Genomic DNA, 26,942 nt, shown 5'->3' with positions numbered 1-26,942 from the left:
TTTTTCGAGGACTGCTAGTCGTCGTCTGCTGCTTTGCAGGGATGGCGATGGCTGAAGAGAAGAACATTCTGGTCACCAGTGGTAGCGACCGGGCAACCCCGATTGCGGTGGTTCCGTTTGGTTGGCAGGGCGGCGCTGTTCTGCCGGATGACATGGCTGAAATTATCGGCAACGACCTGCGCAACTCGGGTTATTACGCGCCGATTCCAAAGCAGAACATGATCAGCTTGCCCGCCCAGGCCAGCGAAGTCATTTTCCGTGACTGGAAAGCGCTGGGTGCCCAGTACGTGATGGTCGGTAACATTGTCCCGGCGGGCGGGCGCCTGCAGGTGCAATATGCCTTGTTCAACGTGGCTACCGAGCAGCCAGTGTTGACGGGCAGCGTTTCGGGCACCGCCGAACAGTTGCGTGACATGGCGCACTACATCGCCGATCAGTCGTTTGAAAAACTGACCGGTATTAAAGGTGCATTCTCGACGCGTCTGCTTTATGTGACCGCTGAGCGTGCCAGTGCCACCAATACCCGTTACACCTTGCAGCGCTCCGACTACGACGGCGCTCGCGCTGTGACGTTGTTGCAATCGCGTGAACCTATCCTGTCGCCACGTTTTGCGCCGGACGGCAAGCGTATTGCTTATGTATCGTTCGAACAGAAACGCCCGCGTATCTTTATGCAGAACATTGATACCGGTCGTCGTGAGCAAATTACCAACTTTGAAGGCTTGAATGGTGCGCCAGCATGGTCGCCGGACGGTTCGAAGCTGGCGTTTGTGTTGTCCAAGGATGGCAACGCTGAAATCTACGTGATGGACCTGGCTTCCCGCCAACTGACGCGTGTGACTAACAGCCCTGCTATCGATACCGAACCGTTCTGGGGTAAGGATGGGTCTACCATCTACTTCACCTCTGACCGTGGCGGTAAACCGCAAATCTACAAAACCACAGTCGGTAGCGGTAATGCAGAGCGTGTGACATTTATCGGGAACTACAACGCCAGTCCGAAGCTTTCGGCTGATGAAAAGACCCTGGTAATGATTCATCGTCAGGACGGATTCACTAATTTCCGAGTTGCAGCGCAAGATTTGCAGCGCGGAAGTGTAAAAATCCTTACAGATACCAACCTTGATGAGTCAGCTACTGTTGCACCCAACGGCACCATGGTAATCTACGCCACCCGCCAGCAGGGCCGGGGAGTCTTGATGCTCGTGTCCATTAACGGACGCGTAAGGCTCCCTCTTCCTACCGCTCAAGGCGAAGTCAGAGAACCTTCCTGGTCCCCTTACCTGAACTGACGTGGTGATAGCTTTACGTTGCACTTAACACTTGGGGTTCATTAGGAGTTTTACGATGGAAATGCTGAAGTTTGGTAAATTTGCTGCGCTGGCACTGGCCATGGCTGTAGCTGTAGGTTGTTCGTCCAAAGGCGGCGACAATGCCGGTGAAGGCGCTGCTGTTGATCCAAACGCTGGTTACGGCGCAAACACAGGCGCTGTTGATGGCTCCCTGAGTGAAGAAGCTGCTCTGCGCGCGATCACTGTTTTCTACTTCGAATACGACAGTTCGGACCTGAAACCAGAAGCAATGCGCGCTCTGGACGTTCACGCAAAAGACCTGAAAGCTAACGGCGCTCGCGTTGTTCTGGAAGGTAACACTGACGCCCGTGGTACTCGTGAGTACAACATGGCTCTGGGCGAGCGTCGTGCGAAAGCCGTTCAACGCTACCTGGTACTGCAAGGTGTTTCCCCAGCACAGCTGGAGCTGGTGTCCTACGGTAAAGAGCGTCCAATCGCTACTGGCAACGACGAACAGTCGTGGGCTCAAAACCGTCGCGTCGAACTGCGTAAGTAATTCGTCATGCGAACGTGCCGCCGCGCTGTAACTATTCTGACTCTCAGCCTCATGCCGCTTGCGGCCTGGGCTGCGGTTCCTGTGGTCGATGACAATTCTGGCTATAACAATAGCGGGGGGAGTTATCCGTCAACGGGTTACGGTGCGAGCGGCGCCTATGCCGGGGGAGGGGTTTCGGCCCCTGTCTCGGCACAGGGCGAGCTGTTCAACCAGTTGCAACAAATGCAGGAACAGATAGCACGCCAGCAAGGTGTGATTGAGGTTCTGCAAAATGATGTATCGCGCATGAAGCAAGAAAGCCTGGAGCGATACCAGGAACTTGATCGGCGTATTGGTGCTGGCATTGCTCCTGCTGCCACGCCTGATAATTCTTCTGCTGGTGGCGCAACCAATGCCGCCGGCAATACCGCAGCGCCTGCACCTCAGGTGGCTGCAAGTACTGAGCCTGCTGATCCGGCGAAAGAAAAGCTCTATTACGATGCGGCTTTTGATTTGATCAAGGCTAAGGACTTCGATAAAGCCAGTCAGGCATTTACAGCTTTTCTGCGCAAATACCCAAACAGCCAATACGCGGGCAATGCTCAGTACTGGTTGGGTGAAGTGAACTTGGCCAAGGGCGATTTGCAAGCTGCCGGTCAGGCGTTTGCCAAAGTCAGTCAGCTGTATCCAAAGCATGGCAAAGTGCCGGACTCGTTGTACAAGCTGGCTGATGTAGAGCGCCGCTTGGGGCATACCGACAAAGTCAAAGGCATTTTGCAGCAAGTGGTGGCCCAGTATCCGGGCACATCCGCTGCGCAGTTGGCTCAACGCGATTTGCAGCGTATGTGAGTCCACAAAGCTTTCATCGAGAAACCCGCGCCTGTCGCGGGTTTTTTCGTTAGAATCCACGCCCTTTTATGAAATACGCTCTTCTGAGTCCTGCGCAGGCAGATTCTTTGGAGTGCCTGACGGAGGCGGACAGCCTGTTTAGCTGTTACGCCCGTGGCGGATATGCAAGACACATTAAGAATTACCGAAGTTTTTTACTCGTTACAGGGTGAAACGCGAACGGCTGGCTTGCCCACCGTTTTTGTACGTCTCACGGGCTGCCCTTTGCGATGCGGCTACTGCGACAGCGCTTATGCCTTCAGTGGTGGCACTGTGCGCTCCCTCGACAGCATCCTTGAGCAAGTCGCTGGTTTTCGTGCGCGTTACGTTTGCGTGACCGGTGGTGAGCCGTTGGCTCAACCCAACGCGATTCCACTTCTCAAGCAGCTTTGTGATGCTGGCTACGAGGTCTCTATTGAGACCAGTGGTGCGCTGGACATATCAGCTGTCGATCCGCGTGTCAGCCGCGTCCTCGACTTGAAAACCCCGGACTCTAAAGAGTCCCATCGCAATCTCTACGACAATATCGCCCTGTTGACGCGTCATGATCAGGTCAAATTTGTGATCTGTTCGCGCGACGACTACGACTGGGCGGTCTCCAAGTTGATTGAGTACGGTTTGGAGCGGCGTGCCGGTGAGGTGTTGTTCTCTCCGAGCCACCACGATTTGCCTGCGCGCGATCTGGCTGACTGGATCGTGGCGGATAACTTGCCTGTGCGCTTGCAGATGCAGTTGCACAAATATCTATGGAATGATGAGCCGGGGCGCTGAAATGACTGAACAATCGTTAGCCACTGAAAAAAGAGCGGTAATCCTGCTGTCGGGCGGTCTTGATTCTGCGACCGTCGTAGCGATGGCGCGTGCCGAAGGGTATAGCTGCTACACCATGAGCTTTGATTACGGGCAGCGCCATCGTGCTGAACTGGACGCTGCTGCTCGGGTTGCGCGCGACTTGGGAGCCATTGAGCACAAGGTCATCGGCCTGAGCCTGGACGGCATTGGCGGTTCAGCATTGACGGACAGCTCTATCGATGTGCCTGAGGCGCCAAGCGAAGGCATTCCGGTGACTTATGTGCCGGCGCGAAACACGGTATTCCTTTCATTGGCGTTGGGCTGGGCAGAAGTGCTGAGCGCGCGCGACATCTTCATCGGCGTCAATGCGGTGGATTATTCGGGCTACCCGGATTGCCGACCTGAGTTTGTTGCAGCATTCGAAGTGATGGCCAACCTGGCGACTAAAGCCGGTGTGGAGGGGCAGGGCTTCAAGATTCAAGCGCCTCTGCAAAATATGAGTAAGGCACAAATCGTCCAGGCCGGAGTAAAGCTGGGCGTCGATTACTCGCTAACAGTTTCTTGCTACCAGGCGGATGGTCAGGGGCGTGCATGCGGTAAATGTGACAGCTGCCGCTTGCGTGCAGAAGGCTTTGCAGCAGCCGGAATTAAAGACCCAACCCGCTATTTTTGATTTATTTGGTATTTATTTTTAATCGGGTGTTGAATTCTCGTTAAAAATCAGTATTATACGTCCCACAACGAAGCGGGTCGTTAGCTCAGTTGGTAGAGCAGTTGGCTTTTAACCAATTGGTCGTAGGTTCGAATCCCACACGACCCACCATATGCAACACCAAAACAGCCGGTCTAATCCTCAGGATTAACCGGCTTTTTTGTGCCCGCGATTTGGCGTGATCGCGGCATGGAGGGGGGTCACGTGCGTCACGTTTGATACGGGCTGATTCAATTGGAGGGAGATCGGCGTGAGCTGTTGTGCGCATGGAGGGTACTAACGTGTGTAAACGTTCATTATCCGGAGTCAGGAATGAGTATTTCCTCGCTAAGTGCTATTCGGCCCTGTGGCTCTAGCCTTCAATCGCTGAGCAGGTTAAAAGAGCAAAAAGTCTGCACCGCCAGACCTGAATCTGATGCCGCGCGGATGTTGCTGCTCCTGGAAAAAGTTCAGCATCGTACTGGCATTGTGGCCAGTCACTTGATGCCCTTGCAGAGCGTTGCGAAAGAGCACAACTGCATTATTGGCATTCGCCCGGTTGAAGCCGTGGCGACAGGGCTGATCGAGGAGGGGCACCCCACCAAAGATTTCCACATCAAAGGCAAGAGCGCCAATTGGGGGCCTCAGGCCGGGATGATCTGTGTCGACCAAGCGTTCAGCAAGCTGGAAGGGTGTCGGGTGTCGGACCCTGCGCGTATTGGAAAATTCAACGGGCAGACGCGCGAATGCATAGAAAACGGTCACGCCGTTGCCATTCCACTGGTGGTTTCCAGAGAGCGCCTGCACACGTTGTTGGCCGGTGATCTGATTACCGACATGCGGGTTGCGAATGCCGAGGGTTGCATCAGGTTTAGCGCAAAAGCGCCCAGTGGTGAGCGTTACCTGTTCGAAGCCGCACCGGCAGTGGACGCTGCGCAGGGTTTATACCAGATCAGCCAGCAAGGAAAGCCGCTGGAAGTACTGGCAAAAACAGCCGGGGGCAAGGCGCTGACGGCTGACTATGACTTGCATCTGGTCGGGCCTCATATCAGCGATCTTGGGACGCAAGATAACCTGCCGGTCCAGGATATAGCGCACGGTCTGTTCAGGGCTCGCATTGATGGATACATCGATCGCACAACCGATTCACGCCCTAAAAATCTGGCGCCAGAACTGCGTCAGGCTTATGCAAGTGCCAGCAATTTTTATCGCAAGGAATGTTCTGAGATCGGTAATGCCACGCACCGTATCGCTAAGATGATTCCTGTGATCAACGCGGCTTTGGTGGGTACGGGGGAGCGGGTGGTTCATCACAACGCAGACTCTGGTAGTCCGGCGAGTGAGGCCGCTGCCAACTATCCGGCCACGTTCTTCTTGCCCGTCAAGCTTGGGGGGTTTGACGAAATGTGTGTGATTGAGGACCGTCAGCAGATGGCCGAGCTTATTCAGCAAGCGAAAAACAGCGGATACCACGTGCCGTTAAATCCGTTATGGGAAGCGGATGTGACCCGTATCAGGCGCGCTGATTTCGTAAACGCTCAGCGGGTACTTAATCGCTCTGGATAACAGGTCCGTGTACATCTACTGCACGGCCCATCTGCCGGGTTCAGAGTGGAGAAACTACAGGGGCTTAAGCCGGACACGACCCTGGGGTGGCGTGGTCTATGCTCACAGCCCAATCCCGGGCTGAACCATTTGTGACTGTGTGTAGCCAAAGCAATAGCGTTCGGCTAGGGCTTGGAACACGTCCGACATCAACAGGAGGTTTACGATGAGCAAGAAGATTTTGGTGGTACTGACCAGTGTCGAGAAATACCCGAATCTGCCGCGCGCAACGGGATTGTGGTTGGGCGAGGCAGTGCATTTCGTACACAAGGTTGAGGCTGCGGGCTACACGGTGGATTACGTCAGCCCTCAGGGCGGTTACACCCCTATTGACCCGCACAGTTTGGCCAAGGACATGGCAGCCGATATCGACTGGCAGTGGTATCACGACAAAGCGTTCATGAATCGGTTGGGGGCGACGCTCAAGCCCGAAGACATCAAGCCTGAGGACTACGCGGCTATTTATTACGCGGGTGGTCACGGGGTGATTTGGGATTTCCCGGACAACGTAGCCCTGCAAACCATCAGTCGTGAGATTTATGAGGCGGGTGGTGTCGTGTCTTCGGTGTGTCATGGGGCGGTAGGGCTGCTTCACATCCTGCTGTCCGACGGCGAGCTGCTAATCAAGGGTAAAAAGGTGACTGGTTTTTCCAATGAGGAAGAGCAGTTGGCGGGGTTGGCCGAGTTCGTGCCGTACCTGACCGAGACTGAGTTGGTGAAGCGCGGTGCACTGTACGAGAAAGCCAGCGAACCGTGGGCGGCTTATGCAATCGCTGACGGGCGGTTGATTACGGGTCAAAACCCGGCGTCAGGTGGGCCGGTTGCTGATCTGGTGCTTGAAGCGCTGAAATAAAAGAGGGGATGCCCGCAGCCCGTCACTGACAGGCTGCGGGGTTGGTAATCCATGAAATCGCTATCTGGCGTCTTGCCTGAAACATTAAACTTTTGAATCTCAAGCATATTCTGTAGCCTTGGCGCGCTGAATAGCTTGCCCGTGCCTGATAACACACATTCTCCCGGCGGGACTTGACGGTCCGGAGCCGGTGGTACACTCGACTTTCGCGCATAAGCGCTTGCAGGTCTTGCGAACATGACGCACATCTCTGAACGTTTTCTGATTCAAGCTCACCTTGACGCCAAGCAACCCAAAGCCTTGACCCAGGCAGAAGAAGCGACGTTGCGTGCAGCAATTGCTGCCGAACTCAAGGCTCAAGATGCGGTGCTGGTTGCCCATTTCTATTGCGACCCTGTGATTCAGGCGCTGGCAGAAGAGACGGGTGGCTGTGTTTCCGACTCCCTTGAAATGGCTCGATTCGGCGCTGCACATCCAGCTAAAACCGTGCTGGTCGCCGGTGTGCGCTTTATGGGTGAGACCGCAAAAATTCTCACCCCTGAAAAGCGCGTGCTAATGCCCACGCTCGAGGCGACCTGCTCGCTGGACTTAGGCTGCCCGGTGGAGGCTTTTTCAGCGTTTTGCGACAAGCACCCTGAGCGCACGGTGGTGGTGTATGCCAACACGTCGGCCGCTGTTAAGGCGCGCGCGGATTGGGTCGTCACCTCAAGCTGTGCGCTGGAAATTGTCGAAAGCCTGATGGATAACGGCGAGACAATTATCTGGGGGCCGGACAAACACTTGGGGCGCTACATCCAGCGTCAGACGGGTGCCGATATGTTGCTGTGGGACGGTGCGTGCATTGTCCATGAAGAGTTCAAGTCCAAGCAGCTTGAAGACATGAAAGCGCTGTACCCGGATGCGGCCATTCTGGTTCACCCGGAGTCGCCTGAGTCGGTAATCGACCTGGCAGACGCTGTTGGCTCGACCAGCCAATTGATCGCAGCGGCGCAGAACCTGCCCAACAAGACGTTTATCGTGGCCACCGATCGCGGCATTTTTTACAAAATGCAGCAGTTGTGCCCCGACAAGGTCTTCATCGAAGCCCCTACGGCCGGCAACGGCGCTGCGTGTCGCAGTTGCGCGCATTGCCCGTGGATGGCCATGAATACGCTAGAGCGTACGTTGGAGTGCCTGCAAAAGGGCACCAACGAGATCTTTGTTGATCCGGCGCTGGTGCCCCACGCCGTCCGCCCGCTCAAACGTATGCTGGACTTCACACAGGCGGCGCGTTTGAAGCTGGCGGGTAATGCCTGACAGGCCCGATGACAGCTTGCCCTCACCCCCAGTGGGGAAGGGCAGGCGTTGTCAGTTCATCATTTCCTTGATGGCTCTTTCTTGGTCGAGCAAATCGCGTTGACGGGCATCAATGCGCGATGACAGCTGGAAGTTGTTGGTGAGTTTTTTGGCGAACTCCAGCTGTTGCAGTGCTTGCCGATAATCCCCCACCAATGCGAAGTATTCAGCGCGCGCCTGGTGCAAGCCGATGATGTTGCCCGACAGCCCTCGGGTTTCTGCTACCGAGTACCACACGTCCGGGTCGTCGGGGCGACTTTTGAGCAGTGCTTCGAGTGCTTTGTCAGCCTCGCCCGGGCGGTTTTGCTTGAGTAGCAGGTCGACGCGCGCCTGATTGAGCGGATAGTTACCCGGATACAGCGTGCGCATCCGGTCGACACGCTGTTGGGCTTCGGCCAACCGGTTGCTGGCCGTGTCGAGTTCAATTTGCGCCAGGTTATACGTGATGTCGTTGGGCGACTTTTCCAGCAGTATTTTTAGATTTTCACGTGCTTCGTTAAATTGGCTGCCTTTGATTTGGGCGATCGCCAACCCATAGCGGGCGACATCGTTTTTCGGGTTTTCATCGAGCAAGACGCGAAAACGCTTGGCGGCCAGGCCGGGGGTTTCTTCATAGTTGAGCTGGACGCGGGCGCGGATCAGTTGATAGCGCAGACTGTCTTCGGTGCCGCCGAGTTTGGCTTGCTCGGCGCGGTTGCGGGTGTCGGCGATGCGCGATTCTGTCACTGGGTGAGTCAGCAAAAACTCAGGTGGACGTCCGTCAAAACGGTATTGGCGCATCAGGCGTTCAAACATGGTCGGCATGGAGCGTGGGTCGTAGCCTGCTTTCTCCAGATTAAGAATGCCGATACGGTCCGCTTCTTGTTCGTTCTGCCGCGAAAAGCGTCTCTGCTCTTGCATGGCTGCTGCCTGGGTGCCGGCAATGGCGGCGATCCCTGCGTCACCTGCGCCCGCAGCGGCAACGATAATCCCGGCGAGTAAGGCGGCCATCATCGGCATTTGCATGCGTTGCTGGGCTTCTACACCGCGTGCGAAGTGACGTTGCGACAAGTGGGCCAATTCGTGGGCCAGTACCGAGGCGTATTCGCCTTCGGTCTGCGCGTTGAGAAACAGTCCGCCGTTGACCCCGATAATCCCACCAGGCGCGGCAAAGGCGTTGAGCTGCGGGCTGTTGATCAGAATGAATTCCAGGCGCCGATCCTGGACCTGGCTTGTCTCCACCAACTTGTAAACACTGGTTTCAACGTAGTCTTTGAGTTGTGGATCGTTAAGCTGCGAGACCTGACCACGAAGCATGCTCAACCAGGCGCGACCCAGTTGATACTCCTGCTGCGGCGATACGATGGACGAGCTGGCATCACCCAGCGACGGCAAATCGTCGGCGAAACTCGGTGATGCGAGCAGGCAAGCGAGCGTCAACAGGGTCGGGCGCAGAAAAGTCATGCACTAAGCTCTAGTCAGTAAAGCGCTTACTGTAGCTGCACACTTGGCTGGCGACCAGAGGTGGCTCGGCTTGGGGTATTCTAGCCGGCTAAAAATACCCGCAATGGTCGCCTGAGGAGCAATAAATGACTGAAGTGCCGCAGCATGATGTGGAACTCGACACCAGCGGTATGAATTGCCCGTTACCGCTGCTCAAGGCCAAGTTGGAACTCAACCGTCTGGCCAGTGGCGCGGTGCTCAAAGTCATTGCCACCGATGCGGGATCGCAACGTGATTTCCGTACGTTCGCGCGCTTGGCGGGGCATGCCATGTTGCGCGAAGAGGATACGGCAGGCGTCTATCGTTACTGGTTGCGCAAGGCCTGAGCCTTGGTGTTGCCTTCTTTCAAGGAATATTGATGTTCAAAGTGTTGCGTGATTGGGTTCAGCGCTATTTCTCCGATGAGGAAGCCGTGGTGCTGGCAGTGTTGTTGGTACTGGCCTTTACGGCCGTACTGACCTTGGGCGGCATGCTGGCCCCCGTGCTGGCGGGCATGGTGTTGGCGTATCTGATGCAGGGCCTGGTGGTGGCTCTGGAGCGTATGCACGTACCGGGTGCTGCGGCGGTCGGCTTGGTGTTCGCATTATTCATGGGGCTGCTGCTGGTGTTTATCGTGGTGGTGGTGCCTCTGCTGTGGCATCAACTGATCACTCTGTTCAATGAGTTGCCGGGCATGCTCGCGAAGTGGCAGTCATTGTTGCTGCTGTTGCCGGAGCGGTATCCGCATTTGGTGTCGGATGAGCAGGTGCTGCAAGCCATTGAAGTGGCTCGCGGCGAAATCGGCAAGTTCGGGCAATTGGCATTGACCTTTTCGCTGTCCAGTCTGCCATTGCTGGTCAATATGATGATCTACCTGGTGTTGGTGCCGATTCTGGTGTTCTTCTTTCTCAAGGACCGGGACATGATCGGTCGCTGGGTGCGCGGCTATTTACCGCGTGAACGGGCGTTGATCACCCGTGTGGCGCACGATATGAACCGCCAGATTGCCAATTACATTCGCGGCAAGGTGATCGAGATCTTTATCTGCGGTGGCGTGACCTACATTGCGTTTGTGGTCATGGACCTCAATTACGCGGCGTTGCTGGCGCTGCTGGTGGGCGTTTCGGTGGTGGTCCCCTATGTGGGAGCCGTGGTAGTGACTGTGCCGGTGTGCCTGATTGCCCTGTTTCAGTGGGGCTGGAGTGACCAGTTCATCTACTTGATGGCCGTATACGGGATCATCCAGACGCTGGACGGTAATGTGTTGGTGCCGCTGTTGTTCTCCGAGGCGGTGAGCCTGCACCCGGTGGCCATCATTTGCGCGGTGCTTTTGTTTGGCGGCCTGTGGGGCTTCTGGGGCGTATTTTTTGCCATCCCTCTGGCAACGTTGTTCAAGGCGGTGCTGGACGCCTGGCCGCGCAAGCAGCAAGTGGTGGCGCCGCTGTTGTAGTTCGCCGCTTTCTAGCAGGCAAGAAAAAGCCCCGGCTCTCACGAGTCGGGGCTTTTTCGTTACAGCATCAGCTTACGCTTGAATAACCGGGATGTTGGCATTGGCTGCCGCTTCACGGAATTCGGCGATCTGATCAAAGCTCAGGTAGCGATACACGTCCGCCGCCATGGTGTTGATCTCTGCCGCGTAGGCCATGTATTCCTCAACGGTAGGCAGACGACCCAGGATCGAAGCCACCGACGCCAACTCGGCCGAAGCCAGGTAAACGTTCGCACCGTCACCCAGACGGTTGGGGAAGTTACGGGTCGAGGTCGATACAACGGTCGAGTTCGGCTCTACACGTGCCTGGTTACCCATGCACAGCGAGCAGCCCGGCATTTCCATGCGTGCGCCAGCTTTGCCGTAGATGCCGTAGTAGCCTTCTTCGGTCAGTTGATGAGCGTCCATTTTGGTCGGCGGCGACAGCCACAGACGGGTTGGCAGCTGACCTTTGACCTTGTCCAGCAACTTGCCCGCCGCGCGGAAGTGGCCGATGTTGGTCATGCACGAACCGATGAACACTTCGTCGATCTTCTCGCCAGCAACGCTGGACAGCAGACGGGCGTCATCCGGGTCGTTTGGCGCGCAGAGCACAGGCTCATTGATGTCGGCCAGATCGATTTCGATGATTTCAGCGTATTCGGCGTCCGCATCGGCTTCCATCAGTTGCGGGTCGGCTACCCAGGCTTCCATCGCTTGAGCGCGACGTTCAAGGGTACGTGCGTCGCCGTAACCTTCACCGATCATCCAGCGCAGCAGGGTGATGTTGGAGTTCAGGTATTCAGTGATCGACTCTTTGGACAGCTTGATGGTGCAGCCAGCCGCCGAACGTTCTGCCGAGGCGTCGGACAGTTCGAACGCTTGCTCGATGCTCAGGTTGTCCAGACCTTCGATTTCCAGGATGCGACCCGAGAATTCGTTGATCTTGCCTTTCTTCTCGACGGTCAGCAGGCCTTTCTGGATGGCCACGTAAGGAATGGCGTGAACCAAGTCACGCAGGGTGATGCCAGGCTGCATTTCGCCTTTGAAACGCACCAGGATCGATTCCGGCATGTCCAGTGGCATAACGCCAGTGGCAGCGGCGAATGCAACCAGACCCGAACCTGCCGGGAACGAAATGCCCATCGGGAAGCGTGTGTGGGAGTCGCCACCGGTGCCGACGGTGTCCGGCAGCAGCATACGGTTCAACCAGCTGTGGATGATGCCGTCGCCCGGACGCAGAGAAACGCCGCCGCGGGTCATGATGAAGTCAGGCAGGGTGTGGTGGGTGGTCACGTCGATCGGCTTTGGATACGCCGCAGTGTGGCAGAACGACTGCATCACCAGATCTGCGGAGAAGCCCAGGCACGCCAGGTCTTTCAGTTCGTCACGGGTCATGGGACCGGTGGTGTCCTGAGAGCCCACGGTGGTCATTTTCGGTTCGCAGTAAGTGCCCGGGCGAACGCCGGTCACGCCGCAGGCCTTGCCAACCATTTTTTGCGCCAGGGTGAAGCCCTTGGTGCTTTCAATAGGTGCTTCCGGCTTTTTGAACAGGTCGGTAGGACCCAGACCCAATTCGGCGCGTGCCTTTTCGGTCAGGCCGCGGCCGATAATCAGCGGGATCCGGCCGCCAGCGCGTACTTCGTCCAACAGCACCGGGGTCTTCATTTCGAAGGTGGTGATGACTTCATCGGTACCGTGCTTGCAGACTTTGCCAGCGTGCGGGTACAGGTCGATCACGTCGCCCATGTTGATGTTCGATACATCGAATTCGATGGGCAGTGCGCCCGCATCTTCCATGGTGTTGTAGAAGATTGGAGCGATTTTGCTGCCGAAGCAGAAACCGCCAGCACGCTTGTTCGGTACATAAGGAACGTCGTCACCGAAGAACCACAACACCGAGTTGGTAGCCGATTTACGCGACGAACCGGTACCGACTACGTCACCGACGTAGGCAATCGGGAAGCCGTCGTTGCGCATTTCTTCGATTTGCTTCATCGGGCCGATGGAGCCTTGAACGTCCGGCACGATACCTTCACGAGCCATTTTCAACATGGCCAGGGCGTGCAGCGGGATGTCAGGGCGCGACCAGGCGTCCGGAGCAGGCGACAGGTCGTCGGTGTTCGTCTCGCCAGTGACCTTGAACACGCGCAGGCTGATTTTGTCAGCCAGGGTTGGACGGTTCTTGAACCACTCGCCGTCAGCCCAGGATTGCACCACTGCTTTAGCGTGGGCATTGCCATTTTTGGCTTTTTCAGCGACGTCGTGGAAGGCGTCAAACATCAGCAGGGTGTGCTTGAGTTGCGCAGCGGCAACCGGTGCCAGCTCAGCGTCGTCCAGCAGGTCAACCAGCGTCACGATGTTGTAGCCGCCTTGCATGGTGCCAAGCAGTTCAACAGCGCGTTTTTTGCTGATTAGTGGGGAGGACGCTTCGCCCTTGGCGATCGCGGCCAAGAAGCCGGCTTTTACGTAGGCGGCTTCGTCCACACCCGGTGGAATGCGGTTGGTGATCAGGTCTACGAGGAATTCTTCTTCGCCAGCTGGCGGGTTTTTCAGCAGCTCAACCAGGCCTGCGGTTTGTTCGGCGTTAAGCGGCTGGGGAACGATACCCAGTGCTGCGCGCTCTTCGATATGTTTGCGGTAGGCTTCAAGCACAGTTATTACCCTCATCATTGGTCCCAAATGGGTGTCCGGGACGCTCATCCAGGAATGCCAGGCACTCATGCGCTGCGGGGCTTTTTGGGCCGCTTAGCCAGAGTTGCAGAGATTCCCAACAGAAGCTGTTTTCAAAGTTTTACGCCCTAGGAACGGTGGGGGTGGTGCTGGTGGGTGCGGGGAGTTGCATGGCAAGTACCCATCACCCACACCGTTCTTCAGGATCAACTGTGCTCGTGACGCTTTGAAAACAGCTTCTAACGGACATTGGCGCCTTAAAAGGCAGGCCGATTCTACGGCAAAAACGCGCCAAAGGTAAGTTAGCCCCTGAAGGTTGAGGGGTGATCTGCGTTAGACAAAGGGCTAACATGGGCGCCTGTTTCGCTCTGCAGTGCTCTATTTCGCTATGCCCAATCAAACCATCAAGACCCCTTGTATCGGCCTGTGCTCAACGGTTTACGGCGACCTGGTGTGCCGTGGTTGCAAGCGTTTCCATCATGAAGTGATTCACTGGAACGGTTACAACGACGCTGAAAAACAGGCTGTCTGGCTAAGGCTTGAGCAATTGTTGGTGCAGGTGATGGCGGGCAAGGTCGAGGTGTTTGACGCGCACGCGCTGCGGGCTCAGATGCTGGCGCGCCAAATCCGCTTTGCGCCGCATCAGTCTGAATATTGTTGGGCTTATCAGCTGATTGCCCGCGGGGCGCGGGTCATCAATCAGCTGCAAGCCTATGGCATGGTGCTGTTGCCGGAGTTTCGCGACTGGAGCTTGCCCGAGCTGCGTGATGCCATTGATCGGGAATTCTTTCTGCTGTCCGAAGCTCATTATCAGCGTTACATCGCCCCCAGTTTTCTGAAGGATGCGCTGGGCCGCTAACCGACAATCAGCCTTTGGACGCGAGTTTCTCCAGATGACGGGTCATTTCTTGAGGCTTGAGCACCAGAATGTCGCTTTCCAGTGTGTCGATGACCACTTCTGCGGTGTTACCGATCAAGGCGCCTGAAAAACCGGTCCGTGCCACAGTGCCCATCACGGTCACGGCAGCCTCCAGTTGTTTGGCGATCCGCGGGATAATCACATCGGCTGGGCCTTCTTCGACGTGCAGACGGCTGCTTTCAATGTCGTATTGCGCCTGGAAGCCTTCGCAGGCCTTGCGATAAATCGCTTCATATTCGGTTTCAATCGGGTACGCGGCTTCGACCGCTGCCAGCATCGGCGCCGGAAAAGCACTGACTACGTGAAGGCTGCCTTTCACGAGATTGGCGATATTGAAGCCGTGGTCAACAATGCTTTTGTGCAGTTCCATGTGATCTGCATCGTCGTTGCCTACGTCCACGGCCGCCAATACGACCCCGCCTTCCCAGGCCTGCGCCTTTTTGGCCAGTAACACGGGAGATGGGCAATAACGCAGCAGCTTCCAGTCTTCTGGCGTGAGCAACAGCTTTTTCAAGGGGTTGTCGGGAAGATGCTGCTTGATCACCAGATCGCAATTATTGTCTTGCTGTGTACGGATGATGGTCTGGTGTTTGCTCTCATGCCAGGCGCACTCGCCGGTGACGGTAAAGCCTTCAGCTTTCAGCGTGACTTCAAGCATGCTGAGCAATGAGCTGTGTTTTTTCTCTTTATCGCAAATCAACAGGTGCAGGGTTGCCCCGGTTTTTTCGGCGATCTGTTTGGCGCGCTTCAGTGCGAGGCTGTCCTTTAACTCAGGTTCGATAACCACCAGCAGCTTGTTGATTGTTTGCATGGCCCGGCTCCATGAAAGATTAGTGCAACCACTATAGTTGCTCGCAGGTTGAGTGCGTGTTGATGCATATCAACCTGTCAGGCTGGTGCTGCGGCGTGTGGCCCGTATAATTGGCGGCTTTTGAAACTCCAGCCCTTGTGAGCCTCATGTCAGCCATTCTTGTGAAAACTGCCGGTCCGTTGCGCAACTCTCCTATTCCGGGAGCGTGCGCGTGATTCTTCCTGAAATTCATGAGTTTCTCGGCTGTCGCACCCCGGATGGTTGGATCAAGGCGGCATTGGCGGATCAGGAAACCTTGCTGATCGACCACAAAAATTGCGAATTCAAAGCGGCCAGTACCGCGTTGAGCCTGATTGCCAAGTACCACTCGCATGTTGATCTGATCAATATGATGTCGCGCCTGGCACGTGAAGAGCTGGTGCATCACGAGCAGGTCATGCGGTTGATGAAAAAGCGCAAGATCGAACTGCGCCAACTGTCGGCAGGGCGTTACGCCTCGGGTTTGCGTAAAGTGGTGCGCAATCACGAACCTGTGAAGCTGGTGGATACGCTGGTGGTAGGGGCATTTATCGAGGCCCGCAGTTGCGAGCGTTTTGAAGCACTCGTGCCGCATTTAGATGAAGAGCTGGGCAAGTTTTACTTCGGTTTGCTCAAAAGTGAGGCCCGGCATTTTCAGGGTTACTTGAAGTTGGCTTATCAATACGGCGATGCCAAAGACATCGCCTTGGTGATCGAGCGGGTCAGAGCGGCAGAGCAAGCGCTGATCGAAACCCCGGATGTCGAGTTTCGTTTCCACAGCGGCGTTCCTGCGCAGGCATAAAAACCGCTTGCGCCATGAGCTTCACGTTTTAGGTCAAGACCCATTGTGTTCCTGAATGACGAGGCCATCTGGCCTCGGCGTCGGCGTGCCTGCAACTATAAATAGGTAGCCAGCTATTTATATTCTTGACATTAGCTGCCTAGACAGTAATATTTCGAAACATTACTGCCTAGGCAGCTTCCTGGTGGCCTGATGAAGCACTTCAATCCCGATAACTTTCAACATTGCACCCTGGGTTTGCTCCTGGGGCGAGCCGCGTTGCTTAAAGACCGCATCATTGATCGCCACATGGAGCCTTACGGCATCACCGCGGCGCAGTTCAAAGTGCTGATCATCATGGCGCAGTTTGACGTTGACACCCCGGCGGAGCTGTGTCGCCACCTGTCTGTGGACAGTGGATCGATGACCCGCATGCTGGATCGTCTCGAGCAAAAAAACCTGCTGATGCGCCAACGCTCCGAGGCCGACAGGCGTCAAGTACGGCTCGTGCTGACCGTTGACGGCCAGGCCCTGGCCGACCAGTTGCCAGAAATTGGGGCCAACGCCATGAATCAGTTGGCGGGCGCCATTACTGCGCAAGAACTGGAACAACTTGAACAGATCCTGAAAAAAATACTGCTGGCTGCCGGTGACGCGATCACGGTCCAGCGCTTAGGTGGAAAATGAGCGACACAACCTTGCGTACAGGCTTAGGTCTGGTATTTGCGTCGATGGTACTGGCCGGTTGCGCCAATTATCAGGGGCTTGCGACCGACGGCGTTAGCCTTCAAGCCCATCATCTGAAGGCGGGGCAAACGCTCAGTGGCGCCCGCATCACCCCGGCCGCCTGGCCTGAAAAGGACTGGTGGAAGCGATTAGGCGATGCGCAATTAGACGGCCTGATTCAAGAAGCCCTGCGCGATAGCCCGGACATGCAGGTGGCCAGTGCGCGCACTCACCAGGCGGCCGCGGCTGCCAGTGCCGCTAATGCGCAGCGCATGCCAACGCTGGATGCCGGTGCTGATGTCACGCGCTCGCGACTCTCGCGCTCGCAAGACCCCGGCGGGCAAGGCGGACGTTACAGCACAGAGCGCGACATCAATCTGACCTTCAATTACACCTTCGATCTGTGGGGCGGCCAGCGTGATGCGTGGGAAGCGGCAGTGGGCGAGGCGCGCGCAGCTGAAGTGGATGCTCAGGCCGCACGCCTGACCCTGGCCAGTGATGTGGCCCGCGCCTACAGCCATTTAGGGCATGCGTTCAGTGTGCGTGATCTGTCCAAAGATGATCTTGAACGCACCCGTAAAATGCTTGAGCTGAGCCAGCGTCGTCTGGATTCGGGTATTGACAGCCACTACCAGTATCAGCAAACCGAAAGCCTGGAGGCCAGCGCTGAAGAGCAGCTGATCAACGCCCAAAAGCAGCTCAGCTCTGCGCGTATTGCGCTGGCCGTGCTGTTGGGCAAAGGGCCTGACCGTGGCGCTGAGATTGCGCGGCCCGCGGTGTTAACCCCCAACGCGGTGGCGCTGCCAAGCATTTTGCCTGCGGACTTGCTCGGTCGTCGTCCGGACTTGGTGGCGGCCCGCTGGCGGGTCGAAGCAGCCAATAAACATATCGCGGCGGCCAAGACCCGCTTTTATCCCAACCTCAACTTGACGGCCGCTGCCGGCACCCAGTCATTACTGGGGGATGCACTGTTCGGTCCAGCCAGTCGTTTCTTCAACATTGCACCGGCGGTATCGCTGCCCATTTTTGACGGCGGGCGTTTGCGAGCCGGGCTGGATGCCGAAGATGCGAACTACGATCTGGCGGTCGCGCAGTACAACAAAATGTTGGTGGGGGCGCTCGGCGATGTCAGCGACACCCTTGGGCAGTTGCGCGCTACAGGTCAACAAATCACCGCACAGCAGCGGGCAACCGAGATTGCACAGGACTCGTACGACACGGTGTTGCAGCGTTACGGCTCGGGTGTCGGCAACTATCTGGAGGTGCTGAGTATTGAGCAGCAATTGCTTGAGGCCCAGCGTCAGTTGGCAGACGTGAATGCACAACAGATCGACCTCTCAATTCAATTGATGCAGGCCCTGGGCGGCGGCTTTGAGCCCGCCCACACGGCGCTGGCCGTTCCTTCCCAAGCCTCGCTGGCAGAATAATTTCAGGTACTCGTCATGGCCACTGTGCAAACACCGAATGAAACGCAACACACCGAAGACGCGGGCAATACGCGCAAACGTAAACTCTGGCTGGGCGGTCTGGCACTGCTGGTCGTGCTCGCTGTAGTGGGCGTGTGGGCCTGGCATGAGCTGTATGGTCGCTGGGCTGAAAGTACCGACGACGCTTACGTGAATGGCAACGTGGTTGAAATCACACCTTTGGTCACCGGTACGGTGGTGAGCATCGGCGCCGATGATGGCGATTTGGTGCACGAAGGGCAGGTGTTGCTCAATTTTGACCCGAGCGACTCGCAAGTCGGCTTGCAAAGTGCCGAGGCTAACTTGGCGCGCACGGTGCGTCAGGTCCGTGGCCTGTTCAGCGATGTGGACGGCATGAAGGCTCAAGTGGCGGCACAAAAATCTGACGTGCAGAAAGCGCAAGACAACTACAGTCGCCGTAAGAGTCTGGCGGCAGGCGGGGCGATTTCTCAGGAAGAGCTGTCTCATGCGCGGGACGATCTAGCGTCCGCACAAAGTGCGCTGCGTCACGCCGAGCAACAACTTAATACCACCACGGCTTTGGTGGATAACACTGCGGTCGCCAATCACCCGGACGTTCTGGCCGCTGCCGCGCAGTTGCGCCAAGCGTACCTGGAGCACGCCCGCACCACGTTGATTGCGCCCGTCACGGGCTATGTGGCCAAACGCACTGTGCAACTGGGGCAGCGAGTTCAGCCGGGCACTGCGCTAATGGCGGTGATTCCCCTGAACCAGCTGTGGATCGACGCCAACTTCAAGGAAACCCAACTGCACAATATGCGCATCGGTCAGCCGGTTGAGATCGAGTCGGACATTTATGGCAGCGATGTGAAATACAGCGGTTCCATCGACAGCATTGGCGCCGGTACGGGCAGCGCGTTCGCGCTGTTGCCTGCGCAAAACGCGACGGGTAACTGGATCAAAATCGTCCAGCGGGTGCCGGTACGCATTCATATCAATGCCGATCAGTTGGCACAACATCCATTACGAGTGGGGTTGTCGACGGTAGTGGACGTGAACCTGCGTGACCAAAGTGGCCCGGTGCTGGCGCAACAGCCGCCGCAAAAAGCCACCTTCACCACCAATGTGTACGACAAGCAACTGGCGGATGCCGAGGCGCTGATTGCGCGCCTGATCGACAGCAACAGTGCCGCCTCGGGCAACTCTGCCGCTACGCGTTGATTCGCCAATCCATAAGCCCCGTCGCACTGGCGGGGCTGCGCCGCCTGTTTTAAAGGATTTGCGATGAGTACAAACGCGTCATTTACCCCGCCAAGCTTGCTGTTCGCCACCATTGGCCTGTCGCTGGCGACCTTTATGCAAGTGCTCGACACCACCATTGCCAACGTCGCCTTGCCGACCATCTCCGGCAACCTGGGCGTGAGTTCGGAGCAGGGCACGTGGGTGATTACATCTTTTGCTGTCAGTAATGCGATTGCCTTGCCGCTGACCGGCTGGTTAAGCCGACGCTTTGGCGAGGTGAAGCTGTTTCTGTGGGCCACGATTTTGTTCGTGCTGGCCTCCTTTTTATGCGGCATCTCCACCTCAATGCCTGAGCTGGTGGGCTTTCGGGTGCTTCAAGGGTTGGTTGCCGGGCCTTTGTATCCGATGACGCAAACCCTGCTTATCGCGGTGTACCCACCCGCGAAACGGGGGATGGCACTGGCATTGCTGGCCATGGTCACGGTGGTCGCGCCCATTGCGGGGCCGATTTTGGGCGGCTGGATCACCGACAGTTACAGTTGGCCGTGGATCTTCTTTATTAACATCCCGATTGGCATCTTTGCGGTGATGGTCGTTCGCCAGCAATTGAAGGCGCGGCCGGTGGTGATCACCCGTCAGCCTATGGATTACGTGGGGTTGATCACCCTGATCATTGGGGTGGGCGCGCTGCAAATTGTGCTGGATAAAGGCAATGACCTGGACTGGTTCGAATCCAACTTCATCCTCTTGGGCACGGCGCTGTCGGTGGTTGCGCTCGCGGCGTTTGTGATTTGGGAAATGACTGACAAGCACCCGATCGTCAATCTGCGCCTGTTCGCTCATCGCAATTTTCGAATCGGCACCCTTGTGCTGGTGTTGGGCTATGCCGGTTTCTTCGGCATCAACCTGATCTTGCCGCAATGGTTGCAAACGCAGATGGGCTACACCGCCACCTGGGCCGGTTTGGCGGTGGCGCCGATTGGTATCTTGCCGGTATTAATGTCGCCGTTCGTGGGCAAGTACGCGCACAAGTTTGATTTGCGACTGCTGGCCGGTCTGGCCTTTTTAGCCATTGGCTTGAGCTGCTTTATGCGCGCCGAGTTCACCCATGAGGTGGACTTCCAGCACATTGCGATGGTGCAGTTGTTTATGGGGATTGGTGTCGCACTGTTTTTTATGCCGACCCTGAGCATTTTGATGTCGGACTTACCGCCGCAGCAGATCGCGGACGGGGCAGGGCTGGCCACCTTCCTGCGTACGTTGGGCGGCAGCTTTGCCGCATCGCTGACCACGTGGATCTGGATTCGTCGGGCCGATCAGCATCATGCCTACATGAGTGAAAGCATGAGCACCTATGACCCTGTTACCCGGCATGCGCTGGAAAATCTGGGCGGTGCAAGCACCAAGGCTTATGCGCAGATGGACCAAATCCTGACAAGCCAGGCGTACATGTTCTCTACCGTGGACTACTTCACGATGATGGGCTGGCTGTTTATGGGGTTGATTCTGATCGTGTGGCTGGCCAAGCCACCGTTCGCAGCGAAGGCGGGTCCGGCGGCAAGCGGGCATTGATGAATCGTTTGTCACCCGCCCGCAGGCGCTGGCGACAGCTGCGATCTTTTGAACGCTAGCAGCCCTCGGCAGTGCCTGCAGAGATCAAGCGGCGGGCGGTAATGCCCGCTGAAAATCAAACGGCATCAGTTGCATGCCTTGCTCATCTACTTGCAATACCCAGCCTTGACGGTCCCAGTCACCGAGCACAATGCGCTTGGCGGCGTGCTCGCCGATTTGCAGTTTGTGAATCGCAGGGCGATGGGTGTGGCCATGAATCAAGGTGTGGACGCCGTACTGGGTCATGATCCGGGGGATTTCTTCGGGGGTCACATCGACAATGTCGTTGGCTTTCATGCGGGTCTGAGCACGGCTTTCACTGCGCAGTTTGCGCGCCAGTTTATGCCGGGTGCTCAGTGGCAGGTGCCGCAAAACCCAGAGCGTCACAGGATTACGCAGGTAGCGTCGCAGGCGCATGTAAGCTTCGTCGCGGGTGCACAAGCTGTCGCCGTGCATCAGCAATACCCGTTCGCCGTAGAAATCTACCACGCTCGGGTCTTTGAGTAGGGTGCAGCCAGCGGCCTTGCAAAAGGTCTGGCCAAGCAGAAAATCTCGATTGCCGTGCATCAGGAAAATCGGTGTGCCGCTGTCGCTCAGGGCGCGCAGTGCCTCACAGATTGAGCGCTGATAGGGCGTCATGGCGTCGTCGCCAATCCAGGCTTCAAAAAAATCACCCAGAATGTACAGCGCCTGTGCCGAGCGCGCACGCCCGGTCAGGAAATCCAGAAACGCCCGGGTAATGTCCGGGCGCTCCTCTTCCAGATGCAAGTCTGAAATCAGCAGTATCACTCAATGATCTCGGCTTTCTCGAGGATCACGTCGTCTGCGGGTACATCCTGGTGACCGGCCTTGGAGGTGGTCGACACGCCTTTGATCTTGTCGACAACGTCTTGGCCTGCGGTGACTTTACCGAATACGGCATAGCCCCAGCCCTGAACGTTTTTGCCGCTGTGGTTCAAGAAGCTGTTGTCAGCCACGTTGATGAAGAACTGGGCAGATGCCGAATGCGGCTCCATGGTGCGGGCCATGGCAACGGTGTATTTGTCGTTCGACAGGCCGTTGTCAGCCTCGTTCTGGATGCTTGGGCGCTTGTCTTTCTTTTCTTTCATGCCAGGCTCGAAACCGCCGCCTTGAACCATGAAATTGCCGATGACACGGTGGAAAATGGTGTTTTCGTAGTGGCCGGCTTTTACGTATTCGATGAAGTTGGCGACGGTGATCGGCGCTTTTTCAGCGTTCAGTTCGATCACGATGTCGCCGTGGTTGGTCGTCAGTTTTACTTGGGTCATGGTTGCTGTCGCTCTATCTAATGAATTCGTGGGGCGTGTGCGTATGGCTTGCCGCTCTTGGCCAAGGTACGGCCCAGCGGCGGAGTTTAGCCTGCCCGCCCGGCATTTCGATGCTGTTTTTGCTATATGGGCATTAAAAGCAGGCATTTCAAGGTGCCTGATTGCGTGCCTGCTCTGTCAGTGACTTGACAGCATCGGCTATGATAGGCGCTTTGATTTAGTCGGCCGCCCCAGGCCGCGCACTCGTTATGTTCAAGGATCCTATGAGCAAGCCCACTGTCGACACCACTCTGAATTCAAAGGCTGGCCCTGCTGTCCCGGCCAATTTCCTGCGTCCAATCGTTCAGGCTGACCTTGACTCGGGTAAATGCAAACAGATCGTGACCCGCTTCCCGCCAGAACCCAACGGGTATCTGCACATCGGTCACGCCAAGTCCATTTGCGTGAACTTTGGGCTGGCTCAAGAGTTTGGCGGCGTCACGCACTTGCGTTTTGACGACACCAACCCGGCCAAAGAAGATCAGGAATACATCGACGCGATTGAAAGCGACGTGAAATGGCTGGGCTTTGAGTGGTCCGGCGAAGTGCGCTATGCCTCGCAGTATTTTGACCAACTGCATGAGTGGGCGGTTTACCTCATTAAAGAGGGCAAGGCTTATGTCTGCGACCTGACCCCCGAGCAAGCCAAGGAATACCGCGGCAGCCTGACCGAACCGGGTAAAAACAGCCCGTTCCGCGAGCGTAGCGTTGAGGAAAACCTCGACCTGTTCGCACGCATGAAAGCGGGCGAGTTCGAAGACGGCAAGCGCGTACTGCGCGCCAAAATCGACATGACCTCGCCCAACATGAACCTGCGTGATCCGATCCTGTATCGCATTCGCCATGCTCATCACCATCAAACCGGTGACAAGTGGTGCATCTACCCCAACTATGACTTCACTCATGGTCAGTCAGATGCGATCGAGGGCATCACTCACTCGATCTGCACCCTGGAATTTGAAGGGCATCGTCCACTGTACGAATGGTTCCTCGACAATCTGCCGGTGCCGAGCAAGCCGCGTCAGTACGAATTTTCGCGCCTGAACCTGAACTACACCATCACCAGTAAGCGCAAGCTCAAGCAATTGGTTGATGAAAAACACGTCAATGGCTGGGACGATCCGCGCATGTCCACGTTGTCGGGTTTCCGTCGCCGTGGTTATACGCCCAAGTCGATCCGCAACTTCTGTGACATGGTCGGCACCAACCGTTCTGACGGCGTGGTCGACTTTGGCATGCTGGAATTCAGCATCCGCGACGACCTGGACCACAGCGCACCGCGCGCCATGTGCGTACTGCGTCCGTTGAAAGTCATCATCACCAACTACCCTGAAGACAAGGTTGAAACCCTTGAGCTGCCGTGCCACCCGAAAGAAGACATGGGTGTTCGCGTGTTGCCGTTCGCGCGTGAAATCTATATCGACCGTGACGACTTCATGGAAGAGCCGCCAAAAGGTTACAAGCGCCTGGAGCCAGCAGGCGAAGTGCGTTTGCGCGGCAGCTACGTGATTCGTGCCGACGAAGCCATCAAAGATGCCGATGGCAACATCGTTGAGCTGCATTGCTCATACGACCCTGAAACCCTGGGCAAAAACCCTGAAGGCCGTAAGGTCAAAGGCGTGGTGCATTGGGTGCCGGCAGCAGCCAGCGTCGAGTGTGAAGTGCGCTTGTATGATCGACTGTTCCGCTCTGCGAACCCTGAAAAGGCTGAAGATGGCGCGGGCTTCCTGGAAAACATCAATCCAGACTCGCTGCAGGTTTTAACCGGTTGTCGTGCAGAGCCTTCGCTGGGCAATGCACAGCCTGAAGACCGTTTCCAGTTTGAGCGCGAAGGTTACTTCTGCGCTGATATCAAGGATTCGAAGCCAGGTCGTCCGGTATTCAATCGCACTGTGACCTTGCGAGATTCGTGGGCCAGTGAGTCAGTTTTAAGGAAATCTTCGTGTTAACGATCTACAACACGCTCACCAAGAGCAAAGAAGTGTTCAAGCCTCTGGATGGCAACAACGTGCGTATGTACGTGTGCGGCATGACCGTATACGACTACTGCCACCTTGGTCACGGCCGCAGCATGGTTGCTTTTGACCTGGTGACCCGCTGGTTGCGTTTCAGTGGTTACGATTTGACCTATGTGCGCAATATCACCGACATCGACGATAAGATCATCAACCGTGCCCGTGAAAACGGCGAAACGTTTGAGGCGCTGACCGAGCGCATGATCGCGGCGATGCATGAAGATGAAGCGCGGCTCAACATCCGTAAACCGGACATGGAGCCGCGAGCCACCGATCACATTGCGGGCATGCACGCAATGATTCAGACCCTGATCGACAAAGGCTATGCCTACGCCCCGGGTAATGGTGACGTGTACTACCGCGTTGCCAAGTTCATGGGTTACGGCAAGCTGTCGCGCAAGAAGATCGAAGACTTGCGCATTGGCGCACGCATCGAGGTTGATGAATCCAAAGACGATCCGCTGGATTTCGTACTGTGGAAAGGCGTCAAACCGGGCGAGCCGAGTTGGGAATCACCGTGGGGTCCGGGGCGTCCGGGCTGGCACATCGAGTGCTCGGTGATGTCGACATGCTGCTTGGGCGAGACATTCGATATTCATGGTGGCGGCAGTGACCTTGAGTTTCCGCACCATGAGAACGAAATTGCCCAGAGTGAAGCAGCGACAGGTAAAACCTACGCCAATGCCTGGATGCACTGCGGGATGATTCGCATCAATGGCGAGAAGATGTCCAAATCCTTGAACAACTTCTTCACTATTCGCGATGTGCTGGAGAAATATCACCCGGAAGTGGTGCGCTACCTCCTGGTGTCCAGCCACTACCGGAGTTCGATCAACTACTCCGAAGACAACCTTAAGGACGCGAAAGCGGCGCTTGAGCGCTTCTATCACGCACTTAAAGGCCTGCCAAACGCAGAGCCTGCGGGTGGGGAAGCGTTTGTCGAGCGGTTCACCCAGGTGATGAACGACGATTTCGGTACTCCGGAAGCGTGCGCCGTGCTGTTTGAAATGGTGCGCGAGATCAATCGCCTGCGTGAAACCGATCTGCACGCGGCTGCGGGTTTGGCTGCGCGTCTCAAGCAGTTGGCTGATGTGCTGGGTGTATTGCAGCTCGAAGCAGACGAGTTCTTGCAGGCTGGCGCGCAAGGCAAGGTGGATGCTGCTCAAGTGGACGCTTTGATCGAGGCGCGTTTGGCCGCTCGTGCGGCCAAAGAGTGGGCTGAGTCCGACCGCATTCGCGATCAATTGAGCGCAATGGGTGTGGTGCTTGAAGACGGAAAAGGCGGGACAACTTGGCGTCTGGCTGACTAAGTTGCTCGTGTTGTGAACTAAAGCCCGCCCAGTGCGGGCTTTTGTTTGGGTGATCGTTTAGCTGCGCGCATGAAAACGGCACCCGAAGGTGCCGTTGGCAATGCCGCTTTAGACGCTTAGCCGTGCAGGGTTTCGGCTGCGTAGAGTGTGTTCTCCAGCAGGCAGGCACGGGTCATTGGGCCTACACCGCCTGGAACGGGTGTAATCCAGCCGGCGCGGGGCAGGGCGGTTTCGTACACAACATCGCCTACCAGCTTGCCATCGGCCTGACGATTGATACCTACGTCGATCACGATGGCGCCTTCTTTAATCCACTCACCTTTAACCAGGCCCGGTTTGCCGGCGGCAACCACAACCAGGTCGGCGCGGCCGACGTGGCCGGCCAGGTCTTTGGTGAAGCGGTGGGTGACCGTGACGGTGCAGCCTGCCAGTAGCAGCTCCATCGCCATCGGTCGGCCCACAATATTGGAGGCGCCTACAATGACGGCGTCCATCCCGTAGAGATCCTGACCGGTGCTTTCCAGCAAGGTCATGATGCCTTTAGGGGTGCAAGGACGCAGCAGAGGGATGCGTTGTGCAAGGCGGCCGACATTATAGGGGTGGAAACCGTCGACATCTTTGTCCGGGCGGATGCGTTCCAACAGCTTGGATGCATCCAGGTGCTCAGGTAATGGCAGTTGCAGCAGGATGCCATCGATGTTCGCGTCTTCATTAAGGCGGTCGATCAGATCGGTCAGTGCTTGCTGGGTGGTGTCGCAAGGCAGGTCATAGGCTTGTGAAAGAAAGCCGACCTCTTCGCAGTCTTTACGCTTGTGCGAAACATAAACCTGGGAGGCAGGATCGCTGCCTACCAGAATCACTGCCAGACCAGGAGTGCGCAGGCCTTGCTCGTGACGCTCGGCGACACGTTTGGCAATCTGCTGGCGCAGGCTGGCGGCGATCGCTTTGCCGTCGATTAGTTGTGCAGTCATTACGCGTGATTAACCATCGAAAAGGGTGGAAAAAGGGCGTGCATTCTCGCATGCCGTGGCGTGAGGGCAAAGGCGCTTGGTCTGCTTATTCCCCTAACCCCTTTATATTTCTAAACTTTTTTCAAAAAAGAGTTGACGACTTCCCGACTCACCTATAACATTCGTCGCACTTGTCGGGCACAGCCTAGCA

24 protein-coding genes and 1 tRNA gene are annotated in these 26,942 nt (G+C 56.6%); 19 read left to right on the top strand and 6 right to left on the bottom strand.

Annotation, left to right across the window (positions count from 1 at the left end; translation table 11 throughout):
• Positions 1–41 precede the first annotated feature (41 nt).
• The 9 genes from tolB (at position 42) to nadA (ending at position 7,952) form a co-directional block, all read left to right on the top strand.
• Positions 42–1,292 (top strand): Tol-Pal system beta propeller repeat protein TolB, encoded by a 1,251-nt coding sequence (gene tolB / locus GYN01_RS16680; protein ID WP_238936312.1) that lies wholly within the window; start codon positions 42–44, stop codon positions 1,290–1,292.
• Positions 1,293–1,347: 55 nt separating this feature from the next.
• Entirely contained in the window at positions 1,348–1,848 is a 501-nt protein-coding gene (pal, locus tag GYN01_RS16675) for a peptidoglycan-associated lipoprotein Pal (protein WP_003441254.1), read from the top strand.
• A 6-nt stretch (positions 1,849–1,854) separates the two neighbouring features.
• Positions 1,855–2,676, top strand: a complete 822-nt coding sequence (gene ybgF, locus GYN01_RS16670) for a tol-pal system protein YbgF (protein WP_048363574.1) — start codon at positions 1,855–1,857, stop codon at positions 2,674–2,676.
• Between the two features lie 162 nt (positions 2,677–2,838).
• Positions 2,839–3,486 (top strand): 7-carboxy-7-deazaguanine synthase QueE, encoded by a 648-nt coding sequence (queE, locus tag GYN01_RS16665; protein ID WP_048363575.1) that lies wholly within the window; start codon positions 2,839–2,841, stop codon positions 3,484–3,486.
• A 1-nt stretch (position 3,487) separates the two neighbouring features.
• Positions 3,488–4,180, top strand: a complete 693-nt coding sequence (gene queC, locus GYN01_RS16660) for a 7-cyano-7-deazaguanine synthase QueC (protein WP_048400322.1) — start codon at positions 3,488–3,490, stop codon at positions 4,178–4,180.
• Positions 4,181–4,254: 74 nt separating this feature from the next.
• Positions 4,255–4,330: transfer RNA gene (locus tag GYN01_RS16655), tRNA-Lys, on the top strand.
• Between the two features lie 315 nt (positions 4,331–4,645).
• Positions 4,646–5,764, top strand: a complete 1,119-nt coding sequence (locus GYN01_RS16650; protein WP_048399787.1) for an anthrax toxin-like adenylyl cyclase domain-containing protein — start codon at positions 4,646–4,648, stop codon at positions 5,762–5,764.
• Between the two features lie 205 nt (positions 5,765–5,969).
• On the top strand, positions 5,970–6,656 hold the full coding sequence (locus GYN01_RS16645; protein WP_048363577.1) for a type 1 glutamine amidotransferase domain-containing protein: 687 nt from the start codon (positions 5,970–5,972) through the stop codon (positions 6,654–6,656).
• 237 nt (positions 6,657–6,893) lie between these two features.
• Entirely contained in the window at positions 6,894–7,952 is a 1,059-nt protein-coding gene (gene nadA / locus GYN01_RS16640) for a quinolinate synthase NadA (protein ID WP_048363578.1), read from the top strand.
• Positions 7,953–8,003: 51 nt separating this feature from the next.
• Here nadA and GYN01_RS16635 read toward each other — a convergent pair whose 3' ends face one another.
• The gene (locus GYN01_RS16635) at positions 8,004–9,434 is read right to left on the bottom strand and encodes a M48 family metalloprotease (RefSeq protein WP_048363579.1); all 1,431 of its coding nucleotides are present in this window, start codon (positions 9,432–9,434) and stop codon (positions 8,004–8,006) included.
• Positions 9,435–9,559: 125 nt separating this feature from the next.
• Here GYN01_RS16635 and GYN01_RS16630 point away from each other — a divergent pair, with 125 nt between their 5' ends.
• Both GYN01_RS16630 and GYN01_RS16625 read left to right on the top strand, forming a co-directional pair.
• Positions 9,560–9,799, top strand: a complete 240-nt coding sequence (locus GYN01_RS16630) for a sulfurtransferase TusA family protein (RefSeq protein WP_048399785.1) — start codon at positions 9,560–9,562, stop codon at positions 9,797–9,799.
• A gap of 32 nt (positions 9,800–9,831) precedes the next feature.
• Positions 9,832–10,902 (top strand): AI-2E family transporter, encoded by a 1,071-nt coding sequence (locus GYN01_RS16625; protein WP_048363581.1) that lies wholly within the window; start codon positions 9,832–9,834, stop codon positions 10,900–10,902.
• Between the two features lie 72 nt (positions 10,903–10,974).
• Here the strand turns inward: GYN01_RS16625 and acnB are convergent, their stop codons facing one another.
• The gene (acnB, locus tag GYN01_RS16620) at positions 10,975–13,575 is read right to left on the bottom strand and encodes a bifunctional aconitate hydratase 2/2-methylisocitrate dehydratase (protein WP_048399782.1); all 2,601 of its coding nucleotides are present in this window, start codon (positions 13,573–13,575) and stop codon (positions 10,975–10,977) included.
• A 406-nt stretch (positions 13,576–13,981) separates the two neighbouring features.
• Between acnB and GYN01_RS16615 the strand changes: the two genes are divergently transcribed.
• On the top strand, positions 13,982–14,452 hold the full coding sequence (locus GYN01_RS16615; protein WP_048363583.1) for a DUF1289 domain-containing protein: 471 nt from the start codon (positions 13,982–13,984) through the stop codon (positions 14,450–14,452).
• 7 nt (positions 14,453–14,459) lie between these two features.
• On the opposite strand, the gene GYN01_RS16610 is transcribed toward GYN01_RS16615, so the two are convergent.
• A complete protein-coding gene (locus GYN01_RS16610) occupies positions 14,460–15,323 on the bottom strand; it encodes a universal stress protein (protein WP_048363584.1) in 864 nt (287 codons plus the stop codon).
• A gap of 211 nt (positions 15,324–15,534) precedes the next feature.
• On the opposite strand from GYN01_RS16610, the gene GYN01_RS16605 reads away from it, so the two are divergent.
• The 5 genes from GYN01_RS16605 to GYN01_RS16585 all read left to right on the top strand — a co-directional run bounded on the left by GYN01_RS16605 (position 15,535) and on the right by GYN01_RS16585 (position 21,089).
• Positions 15,535–16,143 (top strand): MiaE family protein, encoded by a 609-nt coding sequence (locus tag GYN01_RS16605; RefSeq protein ID WP_048363585.1) that lies wholly within the window; start codon positions 15,535–15,537, stop codon positions 16,141–16,143.
• Between the two features lie 192 nt (positions 16,144–16,335).
• Positions 16,336–16,809, top strand: coding sequence for a MarR family winged helix-turn-helix transcriptional regulator (locus tag GYN01_RS16600; RefSeq protein ID WP_048399760.1), 474 nt, complete (start codon positions 16,336–16,338; stop codon positions 16,807–16,809).
• A complete protein-coding gene (locus tag GYN01_RS16595; RefSeq protein WP_203307479.1) occupies positions 16,806–18,275 on the top strand; it encodes an efflux transporter outer membrane subunit in 1,470 nt (489 codons plus the stop codon). Before GYN01_RS16600 ends, GYN01_RS16595 begins: the two co-directional genes overlap by 4 nt.
• A 15-nt stretch (positions 18,276–18,290) precedes the next feature.
• The gene (locus tag GYN01_RS16590) at positions 18,291–19,496 is read left to right on the top strand and encodes an HlyD/EmrA/EmrK family protein (protein ID WP_048363588.1); all 1,206 of its coding nucleotides are present in this window, start codon (positions 18,291–18,293) and stop codon (positions 19,494–19,496) included.
• 63 nt (positions 19,497–19,559) lie between these two features.
• Positions 19,560–21,089 (top strand): DHA2 family efflux MFS transporter permease subunit, encoded by a 1,530-nt coding sequence (locus tag GYN01_RS16585; RefSeq protein ID WP_203307478.1) that lies wholly within the window; start codon positions 19,560–19,562, stop codon positions 21,087–21,089.
• Positions 21,090–21,173: 84 nt separating this feature from the next.
• Here the strand turns inward: GYN01_RS16585 and lpxH are convergent, their stop codons facing one another.
• Both lpxH and GYN01_RS16575 read right to left on the bottom strand, forming a co-directional pair.
• Positions 21,174–21,917 (bottom strand): UDP-2,3-diacylglucosamine diphosphatase, encoded by a 744-nt coding sequence (gene lpxH, locus GYN01_RS16580; protein WP_048363590.1) that lies wholly within the window; start codon positions 21,915–21,917, stop codon positions 21,174–21,176.
• Positions 21,914–22,417 carry a peptidylprolyl isomerase gene (locus tag GYN01_RS16575; RefSeq protein ID WP_048363591.1) on the bottom strand — a complete coding sequence of 168 codons (504 nt, stop codon included), beginning with the start codon at positions 22,415–22,417 and terminating at the stop codon, positions 21,914–21,916. Before GYN01_RS16575 ends, lpxH begins: the two co-directional genes overlap by 4 nt.
• Before the next feature lie 263 nt (positions 22,418–22,680).
• On the opposite strand from GYN01_RS16575, the gene GYN01_RS16570 reads away from it, so the two are divergent.
• Both GYN01_RS16570 and cysS read left to right on the top strand, forming a co-directional pair.
• Positions 22,681–24,405, top strand: a complete 1,725-nt coding sequence (locus GYN01_RS16570) for a glutamine--tRNA ligase/YqeY domain fusion protein (protein ID WP_203307477.1) — start codon at positions 22,681–22,683, stop codon at positions 24,403–24,405.
• On the top strand, positions 24,399–25,781 hold the full coding sequence (gene cysS / locus GYN01_RS16565; RefSeq protein WP_048399751.1) for a cysteine--tRNA ligase: 1,383 nt from the start codon (positions 24,399–24,401) through the stop codon (positions 25,779–25,781). The genes GYN01_RS16570 and cysS overlap by 7 nt, the downstream gene beginning before the upstream one ends.
• Before the next feature lie 116 nt (positions 25,782–25,897).
• On the opposite strand, the gene folD is transcribed toward cysS, so the two are convergent.
• Complete coding sequence (folD, locus tag GYN01_RS16560; RefSeq protein ID WP_048363594.1) at positions 25,898–26,752, bottom strand: bifunctional methylenetetrahydrofolate dehydrogenase/methenyltetrahydrofolate cyclohydrolase FolD; 855 nt, start codon at positions 26,750–26,752, stop codon at positions 25,898–25,900.
• Positions 26,753–26,942: the final 190 nt, after the last annotated feature.

The sequence above is a fragment of the Pseudomonas weihenstephanensis genome (genome assembly GCF_016812185.1).
Lineage (GTDB): Bacteria > Pseudomonadota > Gammaproteobacteria > Pseudomonadales > Pseudomonadaceae > Aquipseudomonas > Aquipseudomonas weihenstephanensis.
Note: the sequence above shows the minus strand (reverse complement) of the source record. Positions and strands in the feature narration are given on the sequence as shown.